Genomic DNA, 2128 nt, shown 5'->3' with positions numbered 1-2128 from the left:
CCACTGACCATCGGCGAGTACACGCTCTCGCCGATCGTCCTGTACTACTACCTGTTCCTGGCGCTGGTGGTGCTCACGGTCGTGATCTGCCACCGGCTGGAGAACTCGCGCATCGGCCGCGCCTGGATGGCCATCCGCGAGGACGACATCGCGGCCAAGGCCATGGGCATCAACGTGCGCAACATGAAGCTGCTGGCGTTTGCCATGGGTGCGACGTTCGGCGGCGTCTCGGGCTCGATGTTCGCCGCGTTCCAGGGCTTCATCTCGCCGGAGTCGTTCTCGCTGATGGAGTCGATCATGATCGTGGCGATGGTGGTGCTGGGCGGCATCGGCCACATCCCCGGCGTGATCCTGGGGGCGGTGGCGCTGTCGGCGCTGCCGGAGATCCTGCGCTACGTCGCGGGCCCGCTGCAGGAGATGACGGGCGGTCGCCTTGACGCCGCGATCCTGCGCCAGTTGCTCATCGCGCTGGCCATGATCGGCGTGATGCTGCTGCGCCCGCGCGGCATCTGGCCGCCGCCCGAGCACGGCAAGGCCGCGCCCAAGCCGACCGGCGAGACGGGCCCGGTGGCCCAGGCCACGGCCACGCCTGCCGCCGCATCCCTCTCCGCCAGCACCTCCCGGTGAACCAGGAGCGCACCGCATGAGCAACGCAACGAGCACCAGCAACACCGTGCTGAAGGTCAGCGGCGTGGGCAAGCGCTTTGGCGGCCTGCAGGCGCTGTCGGACGTGGGCATCGAGATCCGCGCCGGCCAGGTCTACGGCCTCATCGGCCCCAACGGCGCGGGCAAGACCACCTTCTTCAACGTCATCACCGGGCTCTACATCCCGGACTCCGGCACCTTCGAGCTCGGCGGCGCGCCCTACAAGCCCGCCGCCGTGCACGAGGTGGCCAAGGCCGGCATCGCGCGCACCTTCCAGAACATCCGCCTCTTCCCCGAGATGACGGCGCTGGAGAACGTGATGGTGGGCCGCCACGTGCGCACGGCTTCCGGGCTGATCGGGGCGGTGTTCCGCACCCCGAGCTTCAAGGCCGAGGAGGCCAGGATCCGCGAGCGCGCCCAGGAGCTCATGGACTACGTGGGCATCGGCCGCTATGCCGAGTACAAGGCGCGCACCCTCTCCTACGGCGACCAGCGGCGCCTGGAGATCGCGCGGGCGCTGGCCACCGACCCCAAGCTCATCGCGCTCGACGAGCCGGCCGCGGGCATGAACGCGACCGAGAAGGTGGTGTTGCGCGAGCTCATCGACCGCATCCGCAAGGACGGGCGCACCATCCTGCTCATCGAGCACGACGTGAAGCTGGTCATGGGGCTGTGCGACCGCGTCACGGTGCTCGACTACGGCAAGCAGATCGCCGAAGGCACGCCCGCCGAGGTGCAGAAGAACCCCAAGGTGATCGAGGCCTACCTCGGCGCCGGCCAGCATTGAAGGACAGCGGGCAATGGCAACCACTCCCACCACCATGCTCAAGGTCAACGGCCTGAAGGTCGCCTACGGCGGCATCCAGGCCGTCAAGGGCATCAGCTTCGAGGTGAGCCAGGGCGAGCTCATCAGCCTCATCGGCGCCAACGGCGCGGGCAAGACCACGACGCTCAAGGCCGTCACGGGCACGCAGCCCATGGCGGCCGGGGACATCGAGTTCCTGGGCAAGCCCATCCGCGGGCGCGGCGCGTGGGACCTGGTCAAGGAAGGCCTGGTGATGGTGCCCGAAGGGCGGGGCACCTTCACGCGCATGACCATCGTCGAGAACCTGCAGATGGGCGCGTTCATCCGCAACGACCGCGAGATCGACGACGACATCGACAAGGTGTTCGCGCTGTTCCCGCGCCTGAAGGAGCGGCGCAACCAGCTCGCCGGCACGATGAGCGGCGGCGAGCAGCAGATGCTGGCCATGGGGCGCGCGCTGATGGCGCGGCCCAAGCTGCTGATCCTCGACGAGCCGTCGATGGGGCTGTCGCCGATCATGGTGGACAAGATCTTCGAGGTCGTGAACGACGTGCACCAGCGCGGCATGACGGTGCTGCTGGTGGAGCAGAACGCCAGCCGGGCGCTGGGCCTGGCCAACCGCGGCTACGTCATGGACTCCGGCGAGATCACGATGACCGGGCCGGCGAAGCAGCTGCT

Annotated in this window: 3 protein-coding genes; all 3 read left to right on the top strand. The window is 68.6% G+C overall.

The window, feature by feature from the left end; all coding sequences use genetic code 11:
* On the top strand, nucleotides 1–627 hold a 627-nt coding region (locus FJ694_RS36265), incomplete at its 5' end, for a branched-chain amino acid ABC transporter permease (RefSeq protein WP_198321192.1).
* 16 nt (nucleotides 628–643) lie between these two features.
* The gene (locus tag FJ694_RS36260) at nucleotides 644–1432 is read left to right on the top strand and encodes an ABC transporter ATP-binding protein (RefSeq protein ID WP_157272363.1); all 789 of its coding nucleotides are present in this window, start codon (nucleotides 644–646) and stop codon (nucleotides 1430–1432) included.
* Nucleotides 1433–1466: 34 nt separating this feature from the next.
* Nucleotides 1467–2128 (top strand): ABC transporter ATP-binding protein (locus FJ694_RS36255; RefSeq protein WP_157272364.1); only part of this gene is annotated, 662 nt, incomplete at its 3' end.

The organism is Azohydromonas aeria (assembly GCF_009760915.1).
GTDB classification, from domain to species: Bacteria; Pseudomonadota; Gammaproteobacteria; order Burkholderiales; family Burkholderiaceae_C; genus Azohydromonas; species Azohydromonas aeria.
This window is presented reverse-complemented; position numbering and strand designations above follow the sequence as displayed.